Source organism: Campylobacter concisus (assembly GCF_003048775.2).
Taxonomy (GTDB): Bacteria; Campylobacterota; Campylobacteria; order Campylobacterales; family Campylobacteraceae; genus Campylobacter_A; species Campylobacter_A concisus_I.
In genome coordinates, this window is the sequence record NZ_CP049272.1 from 1,041,392 (window position 1) to 1,060,256 (window position 18,865).

Consider the following 18,865-nt stretch of genomic DNA (forward strand, 5'->3'; position numbering starts at 1 on the left):
TAAGCATGTTTGAAGATATAGACTACGACGGTTTTAAGATTTATTGTGATGAGAATAAAAAAATGATAAAGAGCTCTACTGAATCCTATCAGTCCTATCTAAGAAGCTCCATTAATTTTTTAAAAGATAATAAAATTTATTCATTTTCTGATTATCACAATGCAGATAAAAAATACTTAGAAAAAGAATTTATAAAAACAGGTAGAGACGAACAAACTTTTAATAAATATATGCGTGCAGTAAATTATTATATAGAATTTAAAAGTGGCAAAGGAGACACAATGCCAATAACAAATAACCAACAACAAGAAAGAAAAGCAAATTTTTCACTAAATCAAATTTTATATGGCCCTCCAGGAACTGGAAAGACATATAAACTTTCAAAAATCATGAATAAATTTACTCAAAATCTCGATGTAAAATCGAGCAATGATACTGATGCACTATATGAAATGTTAAAAATAGAAACCTACACTTGGTCTCAAGTAGCAGCAGCTATCTTGTATGATGCGGCTATGTCAAACACTAATGGCGGTTGGCTTAGGTTAAACAACGGCATAGTAAATCACATTTTATTTAAATTAAAATCAATAAAATCGAATTCAAAAAAACCAAACCAGACAATATCAACAGACTTGCTGGTTCATACAAAAATGGATTGCAAATATGTAAATGTAAAAAGAAAAGGCTCACCTTTTATATTTGAGAAAAACGAGAAAAATGAATGGTGTGTAGATATAAAGCTACTTAATGATGAGTGCCCTGAAGCCATAGAGCTTTACGAAAAATACAAAGAGATAAAAGAGCAAAAGGTAGGAACAAGCTACACTAAAGAAAATTTTAAATTTATAACATTTCACCAAAGCTATGGATATGAGGAATTTGTTGAGGGCATAAAGCCTCTATTTGATAGCGAAAACGAAGATGGCGATATAACTTATGAGATATCAAAAGGAATTTTTTATCAGTGCTGCGAAAATGCCTTGCTTCTTAGTAATTACAAGGGCAAGCTTAGTGATTTTTGCGATTTGCCAAAAAATGAGCGACAAAAGTTTTTTAATGAAAACACACCAAAATATGCCATCTTTATCGATGAGATCAACCGTGGGAATATCTCTAAAATTTTTGGGGAGCTCATAACTCTTATAGAGCCGTCAAAAAGGCTCGGAGCGACTGATGAGATAATGGTGGAGCTACCATACTCAAAAGAAAAATTTGGAGTGCCGTCAAATTTATACATAATAGGCACGATGAATACGGCGGATCGCAGCATAGCCCTTATGGATACGGCACTTAGAAGAAGGTTTGAATTTGTGGAGATGATGCCAGAATACAATAATCTAAAAGAAGTTGCTGGCATAGATATCGGACAAATGCTAAAAACGATAAACGAACGCATAGAGTATCTTTACGACAGAGACCACACGATAGGACATGCTTATTTTATAAATGTGTCAGATATGGAAACGCTTGCAAATGTCTTTAAAAACAAAATTTTACCGCTACTGCAAGAGTATTTTTATGACGATTGGGAAAAGATAAGGCTAGTGCTAGGAGATAATCAGAAAAACAAAGATCTTCAGTTTGTTAAAATCAAGAAAAATATGGCTACAAAAGAATTATTTGGACCAAAAATCGACGATATAGACGATAAAGTACTATATGAGATAAGCGATCAAGAAACTTTCAACAACCCTCAAAGTTATATAAAAATTTACGAACAAAACAAAACGCAAGAGCAATGACCAAATACTTAATAGAGTTTGAAAAATTTCGCCCGGAAGACGACAAAGACCTATTTAAAGCCGTAGATGCATTTACTAGAGAAAATTTTGCCGCAGTAGAGTTTTTAAAGCCCGGTAGAGACAAAAAGAGCGATTTTTTACAAGCTCAAAACTATGTCGGTATCATCCAGACAAAAAGTGGCGATAGTCTTGAGATACTTCCAAAAATCCATGATAATGACAATGGCGGCAATAAAGAAGCGGTAGAAAATTCTAAAAGAATTTTACTAAGAATGTTAAAAACTTTAAAAAACCATCCATTTAAAAATATAAACATAGCAAATTTAAAAAGCCTAAATTTGCCGCTTCTTGAAATTTTTATATCGATGTTCTTAGATGAAGTATCAAAACTCGTAAAAATAGGCATAAAAAGCGACTATGTAGAGCTAGAAGATAATCTAAAATTTTTAAAAGGAAAGCTGAAAATCTCGGAGCAAATACGTAAAAACATCGTCCATAAAGAGAGATTTTACGTTTGCTATCAGGAATTTTCCATAGATAGAGCCGAAAATCGCCTCATAAAAAGTACGCTCGAGTTTTTATACAGGCACTCAAAATCAAGCAAAAATCAACGGCTTATTAGGGAATATTTATTTATTTTTGATGAAATTTCATCTAGCTCTGATATAAACGCAGACTTTAGCCGCTTAAAACTAAATCGCCAAACAAAACACTATGAGCAAGCGCTTTTATGGAGTAAGATATTTTTACAAAACAAGTCGTTTAGTCCGTATAGAGGTAGCGATGTGGCTTTTGCTTTGCTGTTTGATATGAATACGCTTTTTGAAAGCTATGTCGGAAATTTTATAAAGAAAAAGCTTCCATATACTATATTGCAGCATCGAGGAAAATATCTTATTGAAGAGCCAAAAAGAGACTTTTGGTTAAAGCCAGATATATTCTTAAAAGATAAATTTATAGCTGACGCAAAGTGGAAGATCGTAAAGTCAAGAGATGATATCTCACAAGCCGACCTATATCAACTCTACGCTTATGGTAAGAAATACGAGTGCGGCAGGCTTTATCTCGTATACCCAAGAATAAGTGGCGTTGACCAAAAAGCTATGAAATTTAAATATGAAAACAATATGTGGCTTAATGTTTTATACTTTGATTTAGAAAAAGACGAGATTGTTAGAAATTTACTAGTCTAAAGTACTTTTTAAAGTCTCTTAAAATTCCACTAATTTTCTATTTCTTTATAAAGTGGATTGCAACTCATTAGGGTGACCATTAAAGCTTCGCCTTTAGAGCCATTATCCTCTTGTATGAAGCGTCGATTCGCTCTTTGCTGATCTTTTTCTCATTTACCGCGTCAATTATGATCTGAGTGACTAGATCGGCTGTCCTTTGGTTATTTATCTTGAACTCGCTAAAAAGTAAGATATCGCCACCAGCATTTATAAATTTCACCACTTTTTGAGCCAAAGCTTCGTCGCCAACGCCTTTCATCAGCATATCATCGCTAATGACTACGCCATTAAATTTAAGCTCATTTCGCAAAAGATCGGTTATTATTTTTTTAGAAAGTGTGGCTGGATTGTCCTCGTCGATGCCTTTTACAAAAAGGTGTCCGACCATAATAATCTGCGCTCTACCTGTGCTTATGGCGTCTTTGTATGGCAGTAGAGCATCTTTGCTTAGCGTTACCTCGCTCTTATTTTTATGTGAGTCCTCTTTTGAGCTGCCATGCCCTGGAAAGTGCTTGATCGTAGTTATCACACCCTGCTCTTTAAATGCGTCCATAAAAGCATCAGCATAGATGACCACCTTGCTTGCATACTCACTAAACGCCCTTTGCTTAGCAGCAATGATCGGCGAGTTTTCATCGTGCAGATCGACCACTGGAGCGAAATTTAAATTTATGCCGCACTCTTTTAAATTTATAGCCATTTTTGAGTAGAGATCATATGCACTTTTGATGTCAAGCGTACTTGCGACCTCGTATGCGCTAGGATATGGGTCGTCAAAGCTCTTATCTTTCATTCGGCTCACATTTCCACCCTCTTCGTCTATAGCTATAAAAATTTTAGGACTTTTTTCTTTGATTGCTTTTATGCTAGCTTTTAGCTGGGCTTTGTTGGTGACGTTTCTGCCAAGTAGCATCACACCGCCAAATCTCTCATATCCAGCGTCGCTTAGCATAGCGCGAAACGCAGCGTCTTTTGTACTAGCTCCATTAAAGCCAACCATTATCATCTGCGAGACTTTGGCTCTTAGGCTCACTTCTGCGCCATTAAGCCCCAAAGCAAAAATGGCCACAAAAAATATAAATTTTAATGCTTTCATCTTCTTCCCAAAAGCGATTTTACGCTCTTAAAAACATCTTTGCCATTTAGCATATTTTCAACCTCACTAGCAATTGGGACATATATACCTCTCTCTTTAGCGATCTTGCTAATAGCCCTTGCAGTATCCACACCCTCTGCCACCTCGCCAAGCTCATTTAAAATTTTCTCTAGTCTCTCGTGCCTTGCGATGCCAAGGCCTACGCGGTAATTGCGTGAAAGTATCGATGAGGCGGTTAGAAATAGATCCCCTGCACCGCTTAGCCCCATAAATGTCTCATCTTTTGCGCCAAAAAATTTACCAAATCTAGCCATCTCTACAAGCCCACGTGAAATGAGGCTTGCCCTTGCATTGTTGCCAAGACCAAGTCCGTCACAGATGCCACCAGCTATGGCGATCACGTTTTTATACGCCCCACACACCTCAGCGCCGATCACATCATCAGAAGTGTAGGCTTTCATGTAGCTTGGGAAAAATGAGGCAAATTTTGAAGCTAAATTTTGGTTTTTAGAATTTACCACCAAGGCGCAAGGCAGCTTTTGCATGATCTCTTTTGCAAAGGTCGGCCCTGAAAGAAAGGCCAAATTTTCTCTATCAACAAAGTCTTCATAAATTTCATTTAGAAATTTAAGATTTGCCGTATCTATGCCCTTGCTGGCGACTAAGATCTTTTGACCTTTGTTTTTGTAGTTTTGCTTTAGCCATAAATTTGTAGCTTGCGTTGGGATTGTGCAGACTAGGTATTCGCACTCCAAAGCTTCATCCAAGCTTACAAAATTTGGCATCTCTCTTGGCGTTCTTGAGCTGATGACACACTCGTTATTTTCACTAAATGCGTGAAATAGTGCACTGCCCCACTTGCCAGCTCCGATGACTGCTATGCTCATTTTAGCCCTTTTTTAGCCTATTTTGGCCTTTAAAAGCTCATTGACCTTGCCTGGGTTAAAGGCACCCTTGCCCTCTTTCATCACCTGACCAACAAAGAAGCCAAACATCTTGTCTTTACCATTTTTATATTCTTCTACTTTGTCGGCGTTTGCAGCTAAAATTTGATCTATGATCGCAATAATCGCTGAGTCGTCGCTCACTTGTTTTAAGCCAAGCTTTTCTATGACACTATCGACGTCCGCATCATTTTCCATTATGTAGTCTAGCACCTCTTTTGCAGCCTTGCCGCTTATCGTGCCATCTTCTATACGTTTTAGTAAATTTATCATTTTAGCACTATTAACGGGGCTTGTCTCGATCGTTACGCCGTTATTTAAGCGACCAAGAAGCTCAACTATAAGCCATGTAGTAGCTAGTTTTGGCTGAATTCCAGCAGCGATCAACTCCTCAAAATATCTAGCCATCTCAACGCTTTGAGTTAAATTTAGCGCATCGCTCTCTTTTACGCCTAGCTCACTAACATATCTTGCGACCTTTTGCTCGGCAAGCTCTGGAATTTTTATCGCTTCATTATACATCTGCTCTGACACTTCAACAGGCAGCAAGTCAGGGTCAGGAAAATACCTATACTCTGCACTATCCTCTTTTCCACGCATTGATCTTGTCACTAAATTTGTCGTGTCAAACAGCCTTGTCTCTTGATAGACCTCTTCGTCATATTTGCCATCTTCCCAAGCTGCACTTTGGCGCTCTACTTCGTAGTCGATCGCTTTTTGGATAAATTTAAATGAATTTAGGTTTTTTATCTCAACTCTTGTATAAAGCTTGGTATCACCTTTTGGACGGATAGAGACGTTTGCGTCGCAGCGGAAGCTTCCCTCTTGCATATTTGCATCACTGATATTTAAAAAGCGAAGGATTGAGTGCAATTTTTTAAGATAAGCCACCGCCTCATCACTGCTTCTAAGGTCTGGCTCACTAACTATCTCAAGAAGTGGCGTGCCGGCTCTGTTTAGATCAACCAAACTCTCGGTTTCTTCATGGATGTTCTTTCCAGCGTCCTCTTCAAGGTGTGCTCTTGTTACGCCGATGCGTTTTTTAGTACCATTTACGTCGATTATTAGCTCGCCACCTTCTACGATAGGAATCTCAAACTGTGAAATTTGATATGCCTTTGGAAGGTCTGGGTAGAAGTAGTTTTTTCTATTAAAGACTGATTTTTTATTTATCTTAGCGTTTATCGCCGTACCAAAGCTGATCGCTTTTTTGACAGCTTCTTTGTTTAGCACAGGTAGCGCTCCAGGAAGTGCTAGGCAGGTTGGGCAAACGTGAGTATTTGCCTCGTCACCGAAGCTAGTTGAGCAAGAGCAGAAAATTTTAGTTTTTGTATTAAGCTGAGTATGAACTTCTAAACCGATAACGACTTCAAACATATTTTTACCTTTAAATTTATGCAAATTTTTAGTGCGTATTTTAGCGATACTTTCTTTTAAAATATCTAAAGGGGAGCTTTAGCGATCTATTTATATAGGTTAAAAAGGTTTTTGGAGAATAAATTTAAAAAGAGAAAAGCCATATAAAAATATGGCTTTAAATTTTAATGCTCGTGCTCGCTAATAGCGACTGCACCAGCTAGATAAACGTAAGTTAGCATCATGAAGATAAATGTTTGCAAAACAGCCATAAGTGTTAGAAGTGCAAAGGCTGGAAGTGGAGCAAACCATGGTGCAAGTGTAAGCATCGCAAGTAAGAACAAGTCATCGCCCTTGATGTTACCAAAAAGACGGAAAGATAGCGAAACTACACGTGAAAGATGCGAGATGACTTCAACTGGAAACATAATAGGAGCTAGAAATTTATTCGGTCCCATAAAGTGTCCAAAGTATTTGAAAAATCCATTTTCTCTAATGCCCTCAAAGTTGTAATAAACAAATACAACTAAAGCCAAAACTAGAGTTAAATTTAGACTTGATGTTGGTGACTCAAATCCAGGAATAATACCTACAACATTTGAAAAAAATACGATAAAACCGATAGTTGCAACAAGTGGAAGATATTTCCTAGCTAGTTTTTCACTGCCTAAAGTATCTCTTCCCATCGATATAACGCCCTCTAAATAAGCTTCAACTATATTTTGAAGACCTCTTGGTACAAGCTGCATCTTACTCCTTGCTATATAAGCAACTATGATAACAATCAAAGCTACAAGTAGAAAGTGAAATGCATAGATAAAGGCGTGGGAGTTGTTTAGAAAATTTGAAAACAAAAACAAATCTTTCATTAATTTACCTTGGATTTAGAATTTTGCGTGATTGTAACAAAATTATTGTTAAAACATTTTTAATTTTAAACTCTGAAATAATCGAAAATCAATTTACAAATAGTCACTGCAACTACCACTAGAAACATTGTTCTAATAAATTTTACCTCTTTTTTGATGACTAAATTTGATCCAAAATATGCGCCTAAGATTTGACCAACTGCCATCAAAAGTCCAACAGCCCAAAGCATCTGTCCGCCAGCTATAAAAATGCCAAGAGCAACGATATTGCTAGTAAAATTTAAGAGTTTCGTATGAGCGACAGCTTTTTTTAAATTTAGCCCAATTAGTGCCACTATCGCAAATGTCCAAAAAGAGCCTGTTCCTGGGCCAAAAAAACCATCATAAAAGCCAAGTATTAGCCCAAAAAATACATAAAATAGCTTTTCATTCATCTTTGCAGCTCTATCATTTTCGCCGACTTTTGGCATAAAAAGCGTATATATAAAAATAGCAATCAGTAAAAATGGGATAATTATCTTTAAAAAATTTGTATTTAAAAATAAGATAACCACCGCTCCGATGATAGCTCCAATAAAAGTAAAGACGATACCTACAAAACACTCTTTATAATTAATCAATCCCCGTTTTGTGAAATTTAGAGTCGCTGTAAAGCTACCAAAGACACCTTGAAGCTTATTTGTACCAAGTGCAAGGTGTGGTGGCACACCCATCGCCATAATAGCTGGAAGCGTTATAAGCCCACCTCCACCAGCGATAGAATCGATAAAACCACCTAAAAACGCAGCTACAAAAAAAACGACATAGCTAAGTAGATCAAATTCCATTTTTTGCTCTTTTGATAATTGAAATAAAAGCAGATTGTAATTTATTTGTACTTATCTTTTTGTAAAATTTTTATATTTGAAATGAGAGATTTTTAAAATTTATAAATTTTAACGAGCCTTTGGATCTAGCTCAAAGACTCGTTTATTAAAGTGACTACTTAATAACGCCACAAAGCATTCTAGCACCGCCACCGCCAAGTGCTTTTGGGTTGTCGCTATGATTATCACCACCAACATGAACCATTAATGAGTGACCTTTTAGCTCGTCAAGACTCTTTATCTTTGGAGCTAGCACTGGATAGTTCGCATTGCCCTCAGCATCTACGTAAAGTGCTGGCAAATCGCCTTTGTGACCTTTATCATCCCAAGCAAAAGAGTGCATTTTTGTGCCAGCTGGATCCCAGTGACCGCCTGCTTTCATGCCAAGGCCTTTTTCAGTCGCGCCACAGTCAGCATTTTCATGGATGTGAAAGCCGTGTAGCCCTGCAGTAAGTCCTTTTAAATTTGGAAAAAATGCAACGCCGTAGTTTGTCTTAACAGCTACTACTTCGCCGACACTCTTATCGCCCTTCTCGCTTAGCTCATTAACAGGTATAACTAGATGCTCTCCAGCCTTTGGATCAAAGTGATGGCCTTCGTGAGCAAAAAGCAAAGTTCCTAACACTGCACTTAGTAAAACGATTTTTTTCATACAAGCTCCTTATGGATAAAATTGTATGGCAAGTCTACCCTAAATTTAAAAATTTAGCAATAATTTTTATTGATTAAGATTTTTTATGATAGTTTCTAACTCTTTACTCTGCCCTATTCTATAAAGCGCAAAGTCGTATTTTATCGGATCAAACTCATCAAATTCTCTAAGTTTTTTTGTAAGATCCATGACTGCTTTGAAATCGTAGCTCTTTCTGTTTATAAGTCCTAAATTTAAAGAAACTCTATGCGTATGCACGTCAAGTGGCATCAAAAGCCTATCTTTTGGTAAATTTTTAAACAGTCCAAGGTCAATGTCGCTATCCCTTACCATCCAGCGAAGATACATATTGTAACGTTTATATGGGCTTTGTGGCTCTTTGTCAAAACTCTTACAAAAGAAAAACTCATATCCGTCAGAGCGGTAAGAATTTAGCTTATATATAAATTTTATAAGCTCATTTACGCCCTCTATCATCTCGCCATTTTTTGCAAGACCTTGGCGTAAAATTTCTTCTATGTCACCCTCTTTTTTTAGGCGTGAGAGAGTGATAAAAATTTCTTTTACATCTTTTTCATTTTGAAAGCGGTATTTGAAACTTGAAAGATTTTTCTTGATATTTTGCTCGCTCTCATCAAGCAAACCAAAATCAAGCGAATTTAGAAATTTCACTATCATTTTTGCGTTGCCATAAGCAAATAACGCACAAATGAGCGCTATGTTTGGCTCTTTAAATTTAGTGGCTACCTGAAGTGGATCTGGGGCTTCAAACAGCCCCAAATTTGTATTTTTGCTAAGTACGTGCGAGTCTAAAAGGCTCTTTAGTTCGATCATTGTTTTAGTGAAAGAAGCGTGTCAAGCATTTGATCAACGGTTGTGATGATCTTTGCTGCTGCGCCATAACTTGCTTGAAAGCGGATCAAATTTGTAAGCTCTTCATTGGTGTCTACGCCACTTGTTGATTGAAATTCCTCTTCAGCTGTCTTTTGCAAAGATGTATTTGTATCGTGGATCGTATTATTTGCCTCTGTATCACTCGCCATGTCAGTCGTAAGATAGCGGTAATATCCCTCGATCGTCTCATCTCTATCAAGCGCTATACCACTTGAGTAAAAGGTCTGCTTTTGATACTGAAGCTGGATCATTTTATTTGCAACTTCATTATTTCCGATAACTGGCTTTGAATAGGCACGAAGCTTTGTGTGGTCTTGGGTAAAATTTTGATTTATGCCGATACTATTTGAGTCAGTACCTGAAAAAAATCTATTTATGCCAACAGCGCCTGGAAAATTTGTACCGTGATCGACTATCGATATACTATAAAGCCCTTGAGCTTGTTTTGGAATGAGAGAAAATGTACCTTTTTGAGTATTTTTATCATAAAAATATGACGCCTCAAAAAAGTCATCAACGTCATTTAGCATATTATTATCTTTATTGTCATCTGAGTTTGAGTTAAAGTCTTTTACGATAGAGTTGCCATATCTTGTATCATTCATCGTCGTCGTACCATTTACATTTATAGTTTTTCTGGCCACGACATTGCCTTTGTTATCATAAACAATAGCTTCAAAACTTCCGTTTCTTATACTATTATCATGATTCATCAATGTCTTATCGCCTTCTAAATAACTTATCGGATCTGAGTTAGAAATTTCAACTGCGGATTCGGCATAGATATTATTTGTACTTGTTATTAAGGTTTTACTAAATGTATTTAGATTATCAATGTATTTTTGGATCGTTCCGTCGCTAAATTTATCATTATCTGGCTCGTAGTTTCTACCCCTAAGATCGAGTGCGGCTCCGATTTTACCGCCTGTAATCTTTTCTTCCATTGGGATTCTTCTACCGTCTTCTCTCTCATAATAAATTTTTGTATATCGTCCACTTTCGGTTGAACTCATAGAAATTTCATGAAAATTTACACCATCAACGATACTTACACCGCCAATGTTTAGATTGTAGTATTTTCCTTGATCTGTTATTCCTGTATCTACCCTAGAATTGCTCTTTAGATCGCTTTTATAAACTGCTGTATTTACCAGCTTTGACATAGCAAGCTCAAGCTCATCACGTTTATCACGAAGATCGTTTGCATTTATTTTTATACCAGCGTCCGCGCCTGATTCTATTCTTTGGATTTGCTTATTAATATTTGCTATTTGCCTGCCTAGCGAATTTATCTCATTTATATTTATTTTTATTGTTTCATCAATCTTTTCATGCATATCATAAAGCATCTTTGATGAGCGGTTGATACTTGCAGTCAATACACTTGCTTTATTTATCAAATTTACTTTCTGAGCACCTGCATTAGGGTTTGAAGCAAAGTTATTCCACGCGGAAAAATACTCCTGAATATCCTTCACCATTCCATTATCTTTTAGATCAGGAAAATATTTTGTAGCTTCTTGCAAAATTCTTTGTTTATAGGCTGTATTTTCTAAATTTGACGATGAGTATTTTAGTCTTGAGTAGGCAAACTCATCATGAAGCCTTGTTATAGTATCTACTTGTGTGCCTGTGCCAACTCCACCAGGGACTGTATTCATCGCTGGAGATGCAGATTGGACAACACGCTGCCTTGTATAGTAGTTGCTATCGGCGTTTGCGATATTATTTCCGGTTGTACTTATTTGAAGCTGGGCTGCATTTAGTCCTGAAACACCCGTGCCTAATGACATAAAAATATTAGCCATTTTTTAAACCCTTGATTTATAAAAATTATTATCTATGCTATTCCCATCTTGGCCGTATTCACTTGCTTTAGTGCCAAAAATCTTTTCATTAAGTGAGTCAAAAAATTCTTTAACAGCAACAACATGCCTTGCATATTCTTTATTAACTTTATGTAAATTTTCAAGCTTTGAACGCATAAGAACAAGCTTTGACTTCACTTCATCGTCTAAAACACTAGCAAGTGTAGTCGTACCGCTCTCTTTTGATACCTTTAAAAGCTCTTTATCTAGTGCTCTTTTTATATCTTCAAATGCACGAACTAAGGCATTTTTTTTCTTTACACTCTCATCAACACTTGAGTGCTTAGCTTCTTTTATATTTGCGATATCTTGTATGGTTAAATTTATGAGCTCATCAAGCTCGCCTATAGCCTCGTCCAAAAGCTTTTTTATCATTTAAATTCCTTAATTACAGCAACGCATCAGCCACAGCCCTAGCCGTTTTTGAGATATCAACCTGATAAGTACCATTTGCTATGGCATCAGCTATCTCTTTTAGCTTTGCGTTTTCGTTTGTTCTTACTTCTTTACTCTGAGTTTCGACCTTGGCATCGCTATTTTTATTTAGCGTATTTGCCTGAAAATTTGGTCTTTGATTTAAAGGCCTTATCATATTCATACCTCTTAAAATAAAATATTTATATCACTACATCGGCAGAATATAAATTTACTTAAGAGTCTCTCTTTAAAAAATCGTACAAAAGTTCTGAAAAACCAAGATTTCCACTCAATGCTTTACTCATTGCATCGTTATACATTGACCTATAGATATCGCTACCAGCAGCCTTTGGATATAGCGAGTTGTGCTCATCTTCTTTTAAAGCAATATCAAGCACAGCCTTTACCATATATGCCTCAAACGCATCAGTTTGCTCTTTTAAAAGTGCATCTTGTTTAGCATTTGCGTTTTTTATCTTATTTGTAGAAATTTCATTGTATGAATTTAGCGCTAAGGTGTTATCTATTTGCATTATATTATCTCCAAATCAACTTGTATCGCACCAACTCGCTTTAAATTTTCAAGTATCGATATAATATCGCTTGGTGTTGCCCCAAGCTTATTTAAAGCTCTTGTTACATTTGCAACGGTTGTTTTTTCACCTGAAATTTTAAGTAAATTTTGACTAGGTGCAACAGATGTGTCGCTTCCTATATTTACATCGTTTTGCGCTGCTTCATCGTAGCTATTTGGCTCTATTTTTATTGTGATTGCACCATGTGTTAAGACAACTGGACTAACCACAGCATTTATGCCACTTACTATCGTGCCAGTTCTTTCATCAACCACTATCTTTTCATCTGGCTTATACTCCACATCAAGATCAAGCACAGCACTTACAAGCTCGATAATACTAACATCATCTGGCTTTTTAACGATAACCGTTCTTGGATCGATCGCCTTTGCGGTATCGTCAGAGATATTTGCATTTATAGCATTTTGGATATCAAGAGCGGTTTTAAAATTTGTATCTTTTAGGCTTAGTCTTATACTATCTTGATTGTAAATATCATAAGTAACTTCTCGTTCAACCAAAGCTCCATTTAGGATAGAGCCAACGGTTGGGTGGTTGCCACCTGTTCTGCCCACGCTTTTACCACCGATACTTAAAGCACCCTGAGCCAAAGCATAAATATCACCATCAACGCCTTTTAGTGGCGTCATGAGAAGAGTACCACCTTGCAAACTTTTTGCATCGCCGATAGATGAGATCACGACATCAAGCTTATCGCCATGCCTTGCAAATGCAGGAAGCTTAGCTGTTACCATAACAGCAGCTGCGTTTTTTGACTTGATATCATCTGGGTTTATCTTTACGTTTACACCTTGAAGCATGTTTGATAAAGACTGGATCGTAAATTTTGACGTTGAGCCATCACCTGTGCCGTTTAGTCCGACAACTAGACCATAGCCTATTAGCTGGTTATCTCTTACGCCAACTATACTTGCAAGCTCTTTTATCTGCGTAGCAAAAGCTGAAGTAGCTATCACTGAAGCTGCTACAAAAGATAAAAATTTTTTCATATTTTTTCCTAAAATTTAGCTATTTTAGGTTTTTAAAGCAAAAGATGTTCCAATTTTTTATAAATTATTGGAAGTAAGAGAGCGAAGTAACTCCAAATTTTTTAAATTTTACAAGCTTATATGTAGAAATTTCATCGCTAAATTTAAAGTCACTGTTGTGCTCAAAAACTATCATGTAAATTTTCTCTTTTTTTAGCTGTGATATTAAATTTACAAGCTTTTCGTAGATATCATCAAAGCCAGCTCTTATGTCAAACGGTGGATCAAGGTAGAGCAAGACTTTACCACTTTGAGAATTTACAAGATCAGGCAAGACAGAAAAAGTATCACCATTTATCGCTTTTAAATTTGTAACTCCAAGGCTAGCAAGGTTGCTTTGCGTAATCTTAAAAGCAGCTCTATCTTTTTCTATAGCGATAGCCTCACGCGCTCCGTTGCTAACGGCCTCGCTTGCCATCACGCCACTTCCACCAAAACCCTCTATAAATGTAAGTGAGTAAATTTCATCTCTAATGACGTTAAAAAAGGACTCTTTTACGATGCTTTTTGTGCTTCTAGTCGTGCTTAGGCTTGGTAGTTCAAGCCTTTTGCCTTTAAATTTACCACTTGAAATTTTAGTGTAAAGCTTCACTGATTTGCCCTTAAAATTTCAAGCAAATCGGCTTTAAATTTATCTATCAAAAGTGAGATTTTCTCTTCTAAGCTCTTTTCATTTTTAGCTTCATTTAGCTCATTTACTTTTGAAATTTGCATAGCTGAGTAAAATTCTTCAAGCGTATCAAGGAGTGTCGTTTTAGTAAAAGGATGAGAAAGATGAGCATTTTTACCTATTATAAATAGCGGTTTTTTTGTCACGATCTCGCGGTCACTCACTACAAAATCACAATCCTTATGATGAGCAGCCAAATTTCCACAAAAAAGCAGCAGTGTCTTTTGAAGTAAAATACACTCGCACTCAAATGAAATTTTCATATCTCTTCCTATAAATTTTTGCTCGATTTTAGCCTAAATAATCAAAAATTTATATAAACACTAAAGGATTTTAAAATTTTACCGATGTAGAAGATAACGTAAGTTTTAAGGAGTAAAACTATGGAAATCTTTAAGGCAGCAGCAAATCAGGTGCTAGATACGAGCATGAGCACATCTGCTCAGCGTCAAATAGATAGCAGACCTATTGAGCATTCTGATATAAAATTAAATGCTGATAAAAACAATGAAACCAAAGATGTTAACGAGCTAGACGGACTTAGCAACGAAGAGCTTGCCAAAAGAACAAGAGAGGTCACTGACAGACTAAACTATCAAATGCAGCAACTCGATACTAATGTAAGGTTTGCTTACAATGAGAAGCTAAATTTAATGGTCGTGCAAGTAAAAGATGCTAAAACTGGCGAAGAGATAACACAACTTCCAAGCAAAGAGGCTATAAGAATAAGTGAGTATTTCAAAGAAAGTATCGGAATACTTTTTGACAAGGAGAGTTAAAAATGGCAGTAGGTAATGTAACAAATTTAGGCATCGGCACAAAAAATAGCGGACTAAATGATGATCTTATCAAGAAATTAAAAGAAGCAGATGAAGCAGGACAGATCAAGCCTTTAACAAAAAGGCTAGAGAGAAACGACCTAAAGCAAAAAGACCTTGCAGCGCTAAAAACTCTAGTTAGCAACGTAAACGTAAGTGGCAAAACACTTGGCGGAGAGGCACTTTATCTAAAAAGAACTACAAATAATGCTGGCAAAAGCGTAACAGCCTCAGCGGCAAATGGTGTTAGCGTGCAAAATTTTAGTATCGATGTGCAAAAACTTGCTCAAAAAGATACATTTCAAAGCTCAAATTTCAAAAACGCTTCAAACTTAGTAGGTGCGACAAATAACGGCTCTTTTGACATTGAGATCGATGGACAAAAATTTTCTATTAGCGTAACTAGATCAACCACATATCAAGATATTGTAGACAAGATAAATGATATTAGTGGCGGTAAATTGCAAGCTAGAATTTTAAACGTTGGCGGAGATAAACCAAATCAAATCATGCTTCAATCAGGCAACACTGGCGCAACACAGACTATTAAATTTTCAAATGATACAGCTGGCGTTTTAGATAAGCTAGGCTGGGATAGTACGCAGTTTCAAGATAAAGATGCAAATGGCACTCTGCTAACAAATCCTGATGGCACACCAAAGATGACATCAAATTTTGAAAAAAATAGAATTTTAAAGGCACAAGATGCGGAATTTACATATAACGGAGTAAATGTAAAAAGAAGCAAGAATACTTTCAACGACTTAAGACCGGGAATTTCTATTACATTAAATGAAACTGGTAAAACAAACGTAAGCGTCTCTCAGGATACAAAAGAGGTAATAAAAGCGGTTGAAGAATTTATCAAAGACTACAACCTAATGACCATGAACCTTGGTATAGCCACAAAATATGACGAGGAAAAGGGGGCTGGCACTTTCCAAGGCGTTAGCGAAATTTCAAGTTTAAGATCAAACATTGGTCGTCTTGTAAATGGACAAGATAGCGAAGGCAAAGCATTAAGTAAATATGGCATAGTGCCTGATAAAGACGGACAGCTTCAGCTTGATCTAAATAAACTAAATGCAGCTCTTAGCAAAGATCCTGAAGAGATTCAGAAATTTTTCATGGGATCAAGCAAGATCGAGCCAATAAGCTATATGGGAGCATCGACTGTTAGCGCTGGAGCATTAGACATAAAAGCTGGCGATCTTACGATAAACGGCAAGTCAGTTACATTCTCAACTACTGCCACAGCCACAGCCGAAGAGAACGCGCTAAAACTTCAACAAGCCATAAATGACGCTGGTATAACTGGAGTTACAGCTAGTCTTGATAAAAGTGGCAAAAGAATCGTCTTAAAAAGAAGCGATGGCGAAAATATCGAGGTAAAAGGTAAAAATTCAGCCTTAACAGCTCTAGGTATGAATGAAGCTACTATAAATCCAGTAACCAAAAAGACAGATGGGCTATTTACAAAGCTAGCTAAAATGCTTGATGGTGTCGTTGGCAAAAGTGGTACGATGGTTGCTATGCAAAATCAGTTAAAAGACGAGAATGAGTCGATCACAAAAAACAAAGAGAGCACACAAAAGCTTTTAGATGAAAAGTACACAACAATGCAAGAGCGTTTTATCAAGTATAACGCTATCATAGCAAGCTTAGAAAATCAGTTCTCAACACTAAAATCAATGATCGATGCAGAGATAAATAGCAGAAAATAAGAGAGAAAGATGAATCAAAGTGCATATAGTGCATACGCACAGTCTAGTTTTGGGGGCATTGAGTCCCCAACTAAATTAATAGAAATGCTTTATGACGGGATTTTAAAATTTATATTTCGTACAAAAAAGGCGATAGAAGCTGGAGATATAGAGAAAAAAGTTTATTATATAAATAGGACAAACGCTATTTTTGTTGAGCTTTTAAATTCGCTTGATTATTCTCAAGGCGATGTAGCTCACTATCTTAGCGGCCTTTATACAAGACAGATGCAGCTTCTTGCTATGGCAAATATACAAAACGATGTCGCAGCTTTAAATGAAGTAACCAATGTTGTAAAGCAACTATCTGAAGCATGGAGAGAGGTAACGTCAGGTGAATAGTTGGATCAATGAGTTTAAATTAGCATTGATAAACGAAGATACAGGCAAGATAGCTGCTTTATCACAAAATTTTAGTGAAGATATGTTTACTAGCCTAGCTCTAGCACAAGAAGCACAAGCACTAATTGGCGGTGCAATAGAGCTTTTAAAAAGTAAGTCTTCACACATCCAAAATGAGCTTATAAAGCTACAAAAAGCTCAAAAATACGTAACAAACTAATCAATTTTTATAAATTTAAAGGCACGGCGTTAAGCCGAGTTCTGTCTTGAGCGATCATTTATCTACGCTTGCTTTTACAAACAAACTCTAGCGAAGGGTTTTAATATAAGACCAAAACCATCCCTTCTTGCTGCAGGTTGGGTTTATATGGCCACGCAAGTTACCAAGCGTGCCGGTGGGCTCTTACTCCGCCGTTTCACCTTTACCGCCGAAGCGGAAGTCTGCTTTCTGTTACACTATCCCTTAGGTTTCCCTAGCCATCCGTTAGATGGAACCTTGTCTTATCGCAGCTCGGACTTTCCTCTTTTGTAAAAACAAAAGCGATCACTTACCGTGCCAGGTCAAAATTATAGCGGTTTTGGCTTAAATTTATAGCTTTAGCTTTTATTACAACTACACTTACTTCTTCTAAGCCATATAATTTTACACACAAAAAGCGACTTTATAGACAACCTTTTGAGCAAAAGCCTAGCTTAACATTTTATATAAATTTTACTCTTAAAACAGCTGTATTTTTATCTCAAAGTGAAATAAATTCAGCATTATTCATAGGTCGTAAATCGTACGAGTCCCCAAATTTCTCCATTATCTCGCACGTGGCCTGCGTAAAAGGCTCGCAGCCAAAGTGTGGCACGACGCAAAAATTAACTAAATTTAACCCCGTAAAATCGCTCATATTTGGGCTATTTTCATCCATTAGCGTAGCATATTTCGTATCTGGAGCCGCCGCTATCGCTCCCGCCGACTCACCGATATAAATTTTGCCCGCTTTGACTGCATTTTTTATAGCTTGCCAGACGCGCGATTTTTGCAGCTCGTTAAGCAGATAAAACGTATTTCCGCCGCTAACGTAAATGATGTCGCACTGACTAATAGTAGATAAAATTTTATCTTCACAAGATGGCTCATCTTGGCTAGATACTAGCGCTGCCGAATCCTTGGCGCAAGAGACGTCAAGGTGTCTTAGCTTCGCACCAAAATTTTCTAAAATCTCCGCCGCTTCGCCGACGTAGAAATTTACCTCTTCAAATTTGGCCGCAGTATCTATAAAAACAATATCTTTGCCTTGAAAATTTACCACTTCATTAATCTTGCTCGCAACCTCCGCAAAGTAAGAGCAAAGAAAAATATTTGCCATTTTTAATCCTTTTAAAATATAAATTTGCAAACCCATTATATCCAAACGAGCCTAGAAACACTTGTGTTTCGCGTCGCCAGCGCATCTTGCTTTACGGGTAAAATTTAGCGATTTTAGGATAAGGATCTTGGTGCAAAAATTTGATAAATTTAGCCACAAATTTAAATTTAAAATAATAAAGTAAAGTATTTTTGTACCGCTTGGCTCACAGCTTTTAAAGAGCGTCAGGCGAGGTGAATTTTGATTTGTGAAATTTAAACTTGAAAGTTAAGGCGAAGTTTTGCGAGATGGTTTTAAATGTTTTATGTGCCACTATGCTCGTAGCTAAACAAAAGAAGTAAATTTCGTCCA

Annotated in this window: 21 protein-coding genes and 1 other RNA gene; 6 read left to right on the forward strand and 16 right to left on the reverse strand. The window is 36.7% G+C overall.

The window, feature by feature from the left end; translation table 11 throughout:
* Positions 1-5: 5 nt before the first annotated feature.
* Together CVT17_RS05180 and CVT17_RS05185 are read left to right on the forward strand one after the other, a co-directional pair.
* Positions 6-1,745 (forward strand): McrB family protein, encoded by a 1,740-nt coding sequence (locus CVT17_RS05180; RefSeq protein WP_230853274.1) that lies wholly within the window; start codon positions 6-8, stop codon positions 1,743-1,745.
* Positions 1,742-2,938: an McrC family protein gene (locus CVT17_RS05185; RefSeq protein WP_107858729.1), complete on the forward strand. Its 1,197-nt coding sequence runs from the start codon at positions 1,742-1,744 to the stop codon at positions 2,936-2,938. Before CVT17_RS05180 ends, CVT17_RS05185 begins: the two co-directional genes overlap by 4 nt.
* 79 nt (positions 2,939-3,017) lie before the next feature.
* Here CVT17_RS05185 and CVT17_RS05190 read toward each other — a convergent pair whose 3' ends face one another.
* The 14 genes from CVT17_RS05190 to CVT17_RS05255 form a co-directional block, all read right to left on the reverse strand.
* On the reverse strand, positions 3,018-4,073 hold the full coding sequence (locus CVT17_RS05190; RefSeq protein WP_107792937.1) for a glycoside hydrolase family 3 N-terminal domain-containing protein: 1,056 nt from the start codon (positions 4,071-4,073) through the stop codon (positions 3,018-3,020).
* Positions 4,070-4,960, reverse strand: a complete 891-nt coding sequence (locus tag CVT17_RS05195; RefSeq protein ID WP_107858728.1) for an NAD(P)H-dependent glycerol-3-phosphate dehydrogenase — start codon at positions 4,958-4,960, stop codon at positions 4,070-4,072. The genes CVT17_RS05190 and CVT17_RS05195 overlap by 4 nt, the downstream gene beginning before the upstream one ends.
* A 12-nt stretch (positions 4,961-4,972) precedes the next feature.
* Positions 4,973-6,394, reverse strand: coding sequence for an Asp-tRNA(Asn)/Glu-tRNA(Gln) amidotransferase subunit GatB (gene gatB, locus CVT17_RS05200; protein ID WP_107858727.1), 1,422 nt, complete (start codon positions 6,392-6,394; stop codon positions 4,973-4,975).
* A 164-nt stretch (positions 6,395-6,558) separates the two neighbouring features.
* A complete protein-coding gene (locus CVT17_RS05205; protein WP_103628838.1) occupies positions 6,559-7,242 on the reverse strand; it encodes a F0F1 ATP synthase subunit A in 684 nt (227 codons plus the stop codon).
* Between the two features lie 65 nt (positions 7,243-7,307).
* Positions 7,308-8,069 carry a TSUP family transporter gene (locus CVT17_RS05210; RefSeq protein ID WP_103582860.1) on the reverse strand — a complete coding sequence of 254 codons (762 nt, stop codon included), beginning with the start codon at positions 8,067-8,069 and terminating at the stop codon, positions 7,308-7,310.
* Positions 8,070-8,223: 154 nt separating this feature from the next.
* Positions 8,224-8,760 (reverse strand): superoxide dismutase family protein, encoded by a 537-nt coding sequence (locus tag CVT17_RS05215; protein ID WP_103582861.1) that lies wholly within the window; start codon positions 8,758-8,760, stop codon positions 8,224-8,226.
* A 66-nt stretch (positions 8,761-8,826) separates the two neighbouring features.
* A complete protein-coding gene (locus CVT17_RS05220) occupies positions 8,827-9,594 on the reverse strand; it encodes a TIGR02757 family protein (RefSeq protein WP_107858726.1) in 768 nt (255 codons plus the stop codon).
* Positions 9,591-11,462 carry a flagellar hook-associated protein FlgK gene (gene flgK, locus CVT17_RS05225; RefSeq protein ID WP_103600858.1) on the reverse strand — a complete coding sequence of 624 codons (1,872 nt, stop codon included), beginning with the start codon at positions 11,460-11,462 and terminating at the stop codon, positions 9,591-9,593. The genes CVT17_RS05220 and flgK overlap by 4 nt, the downstream gene beginning before the upstream one ends.
* Positions 11,463-11,465: 3 nt before the next feature.
* Positions 11,466-11,897: a flagellar export chaperone FlgN gene (gene flgN, locus CVT17_RS05230; protein ID WP_107770297.1), complete on the reverse strand. Its 432-nt coding sequence runs from the start codon at positions 11,895-11,897 to the stop codon at positions 11,466-11,468.
* Positions 11,898-11,910: 13 nt separating this feature from the next.
* Positions 11,911-12,114 (reverse strand): flagellar biosynthesis anti-sigma factor FlgM, encoded by a 204-nt coding sequence (locus CVT17_RS05235; protein ID WP_072594307.1) that lies wholly within the window; start codon positions 12,112-12,114, stop codon positions 11,911-11,913.
* A gap of 58 nt (positions 12,115-12,172) precedes the next feature.
* Positions 12,173-12,472, reverse strand: a complete 300-nt coding sequence (locus CVT17_RS05240) for a rod-binding protein (RefSeq protein WP_054196705.1) — start codon at positions 12,470-12,472, stop codon at positions 12,173-12,175.
* The gene (locus CVT17_RS05245; protein ID WP_107770295.1) at positions 12,472-13,524 is read right to left on the reverse strand and encodes a flagellar basal body P-ring protein FlgI; all 1,053 of its coding nucleotides are present in this window, start codon (positions 13,522-13,524) and stop codon (positions 12,472-12,474) included. Before CVT17_RS05245 ends, CVT17_RS05240 begins: the two co-directional genes overlap by 1 nt.
* A gap of 64 nt (positions 13,525-13,588) precedes the next feature.
* Positions 13,589-14,155, reverse strand: a complete 567-nt coding sequence (gene rsmD / locus CVT17_RS05250) for a 16S rRNA (guanine(966)-N(2))-methyltransferase RsmD (protein WP_107858725.1) — start codon at positions 14,153-14,155, stop codon at positions 13,589-13,591.
* On the reverse strand, positions 14,152-14,496 hold the full coding sequence (locus CVT17_RS05255; protein WP_103600853.1) for an ornithine carbamoyltransferase: 345 nt from the start codon (positions 14,494-14,496) through the stop codon (positions 14,152-14,154). Before CVT17_RS05255 ends, rsmD begins: the two co-directional genes overlap by 4 nt.
* Positions 14,497-14,616: 120 nt before the next feature.
* Between CVT17_RS05255 and CVT17_RS05260 the strand changes: the two genes are divergently transcribed.
* Genes CVT17_RS05260 through CVT17_RS05275 form a run of 4 tightly spaced genes read left to right on the forward strand, consistent with a single transcriptional unit; the run spans position 14,617 to position 17,376 of the window.
* Positions 14,617-15,012: a FlaG family protein gene (locus CVT17_RS05260; RefSeq protein ID WP_107697661.1), complete on the forward strand. Its 396-nt coding sequence runs from the start codon at positions 14,617-14,619 to the stop codon at positions 15,010-15,012.
* A 2-nt stretch (positions 15,013-15,014) separates the two neighbouring features.
* The gene (fliD, locus tag CVT17_RS05265) at positions 15,015-16,775 is read left to right on the forward strand and encodes a flagellar filament capping protein FliD (RefSeq protein WP_107858724.1); all 1,761 of its coding nucleotides are present in this window, start codon (positions 15,015-15,017) and stop codon (positions 16,773-16,775) included.
* A 9-nt stretch (positions 16,776-16,784) separates the two neighbouring features.
* Entirely contained in the window at positions 16,785-17,156 is a 372-nt protein-coding gene (gene fliS / locus CVT17_RS05270; protein WP_072594313.1) for a flagellar export chaperone FliS, read from the forward strand.
* A complete protein-coding gene (locus CVT17_RS05275) occupies positions 17,149-17,376 on the forward strand; it encodes a hypothetical protein (RefSeq protein ID WP_054196712.1) in 228 nt (75 codons plus the stop codon). Before fliS ends, CVT17_RS05275 begins: the two co-directional genes overlap by 8 nt.
* A gap of 14 nt (positions 17,377-17,390) precedes the next feature.
* Here CVT17_RS05275 and rnpB read toward each other — a convergent pair.
* Both rnpB and CVT17_RS05285 read right to left on the reverse strand, forming a co-directional pair.
* Positions 17,391-17,716: RNase P RNA component class A (rnpB, locus tag CVT17_RS05280), an RNA gene on the reverse strand.
* A 180-nt stretch (positions 17,717-17,896) separates the two neighbouring features.
* Positions 17,897-18,514 (reverse strand): Type 1 glutamine amidotransferase-like domain-containing protein, encoded by a 618-nt coding sequence (locus CVT17_RS05285; protein WP_159070453.1) that lies wholly within the window; start codon positions 18,512-18,514, stop codon positions 17,897-17,899.
* Positions 18,515-18,865 lie beyond the last annotated feature (351 nt).